The sequence below is a fragment of the Vreelandella lionensis genome, assembly GCF_002087295.1.
Classification (GTDB): domain Bacteria; phylum Pseudomonadota; class Gammaproteobacteria; order Pseudomonadales; family Halomonadaceae; genus Vreelandella; species Vreelandella lionensis.
Genome location: NZ_MWVI01000067.1, coordinates 1 through 2,273, shown reverse-complemented (window position 1 = coordinate 2,273; position 2,273 = coordinate 1). Strand labels below are relative to the sequence as shown.

At 36.8% G+C, this 2,273-nt stretch carries 3 protein-coding genes; all 3 read left to right on the top strand.

The window, feature by feature from the left end; all coding sequences use genetic code 11:
• Window positions 1-792 (top strand): alpha/beta fold hydrolase (locus B4967_RS09575; protein ID WP_207953612.1); only part of this gene is annotated, 792 nt, incomplete at its 5' end.
• Window positions 773-1,006 carry a poly(ethylene terephthalate) hydrolase family protein gene (locus B4967_RS17860; protein WP_139794463.1) on the top strand — a complete coding sequence of 78 codons (234 nt, stop codon included), beginning with the start codon at window positions 773-775 and terminating at the stop codon, window positions 1,004-1,006. The genes B4967_RS09575 and B4967_RS17860, both read left to right, overlap by 20 nt.
• A gap of 428 nt (window positions 1,007-1,434) precedes the next feature.
• Window positions 1,435-2,229 carry an IclR family transcriptional regulator domain-containing protein gene (locus B4967_RS09570; RefSeq protein WP_083024939.1) on the top strand — a complete coding sequence of 265 codons (795 nt, stop codon included), beginning with the start codon at window positions 1,435-1,437 and terminating at the stop codon, window positions 2,227-2,229.
• The last annotated feature ends 44 nt before the right edge of the window (window positions 2,230-2,273 follow it).

Below are 2,273 nucleotides of genomic sequence, written 5' to 3'. Positions count from 1 at the left end.
GATGAATATCGACAGTTATTCAGGTCTTCCTTAAAAATATTTTTTGATATTGAGGTAATTATGATCATAGAGAACAACTTTAATATTTTGGTTGATGTTAATAATAACTATAATTTGCATGTGAGGGAGTTTTTCGATGATGAATGTTTAGACATAGATAAACGACCATTAATTTTGATACACGGAGCGACAATTGCATCCGAGCTTTGGGTAAATGATCATAAAGATGTATCTTGGTGCCATCAACTAGCTGAAAAAGGTTTTAGGGTTTTTACATATGACTCTCTAGGTTTTAGAATGTCACGAGTAGAAAACTATGATCATTTGTCTATTTCGGACACGAGAGTGAGTAATACATCAGTTTTCTTGGATAATATAATTTCATATGTTCAGAATCGTACAGGAAAAAGAACAGTTGATGTAATTTCATGCTCTTGGGGGACAGTAGTTCTAACCAAATATTTTTCTTTATTTAAACAAGATAAAATAAATAAAGCAGTGTTTTTTGCACCAATTTATAATGATAGTAATGCTGGTATCTACTGGAAGTCGAAGTATGGTGCGATACCGGAGAGTGGTGGTTGCAAGATAGGTTATGTCTTTGTTGAAAAAAAGAATTTTATTAAAAGATGGGATGAAGAAATTCCTTTTAATAAAAAAACAACATTGAGAAAAGAAAAGGTTTTAGATTCTGTTATTAAAAATACCTTGAAAAGTTCTATTTCAATAGGAGAAAGCTTTATAGTCCCCACAGGCCCATTAGCTGACTTATATGATATCTTTTCTGGTTGAAAAAGTCCATAATCCTGCTGCTATTAATATTCCTTCTTTGGTCATAAGAGCTGAGCATGATTTGACCTCTACTTATTCTTCTTCAATTAATTTTTATAATGAAATCGGTAGCGAGGATAAGAAATATTTAAGCATTCCTAGTGGCTCGCATTTTGCTATTTTAGAAAAGAAATTTTCTCTTATATTTAGTGAGGTTGTACAGTTTCTTAAATAAATATTAAATTTAAATTCCAGTGATAAATGTTATTTTGTTGTGCTATTAACGGTGTGCTTTAACCTTGTTTTGGATAGATTTTTTAGGTGGATCCTCGACTTTATTAAATTTTTTAATTATTTGCATTTTGCGAGGTATTGCCCTAGATTTCCTATAAAACTCAAAATTTATTGGCTTAGTGCCAATGTTTTATAGTTCTGAATCATTGCCTAATTAAAGAGGATCAGTGATCATTCCCGCCATCGCTGCTGTTGATGGCTACCGTTTTCTCAGTTCAAATCGTAACGCAGTGATACATAATCACACATATCCATTGCAAGATGTAGCGTAGAGAGGATATTGTTTTGTTCGCTATTCGAACTAGATTGATTTCATCATTCTAATTAGTGCTAATTAAATTAATCAAAGCTAAAGTTTGCAGGTGAAACATGGACAGCACTTCACAGGGTAATCCGTTACAACCAGCTGATCGCGACTATGTATCAGCTCTCGCTAGTGGGCTTGATATCATTATGGCATTTGATAATGCCCATCCGCGTATGACCCTTAGCGAAGTAGCCGAACGCACAGGGATGAACCGCGCCAAAGCACGCCGTTGTCTACTCACACTTCATGCTCTTGGTTATGTATATAAAGAACAGCGTTACTTTGAACTGGCACCTAAGGTATTGCAGTTAGGGTACTCTTATCTAGCGAGCAATAATCATCGTAGCGTTATTCAGAAGTTCCTAGAAAGGATTACTGCCCAGTGTGGGGAGTCATCCTCACTCGGTGTGCTAGACGGCGATGAAGTGATTTATCTGGCTCGCTCTTCAGCTCCGCACCGATTGATGGCAATTACGCTATCAGTAGGCACGCGCTTACCTGCCGCACATACATCAATGGGTCGTGTACTACTTGCACAGCTATCTAACCAGGAACTCGACACATATCTTAATAATTTACCCTTAAAGCGCTATACCGATAAAACTATAATTGACACTCTCACTCTCAAGAACTGCATCAAAAAAGTACGTAAGCAGGGTTACGCCATTGTAGACCAAGAGCTGGATTCAGGGCTTCGCTCACTAGCCGTGCCAGCTTTTGATGCTAACGGAAAACTGCTTGGCGCAATTAATATCAGTACTAACGCTATTCGTGTCAATATTTCCACCTTACTAAAAACCTACTTACCAATTTTACAAGAGACTGCATCAGAAATCCGTACTTCAATTACTTCTTAAATGGTGTTTAAAAGTTCCTGAATCCGTGAAGCCGGCGCCGACAC

Excerpts from the sequence above, each read along its gene's own strand:
- B4967_RS17860 (WP_139794463.1), top strand. The coding sequence starts at position 773 with ATGATATCTTTTCTGGTTGAAAAAGTCCATAATCCTGCTGCTATTAAT.
- B4967_RS09570 (WP_083024939.1), top strand. The coding sequence starts at position 1,435 with ATGGACAGCACTTCACAGGGTAATCCGTTACAACCAGCTGATCGCGAC.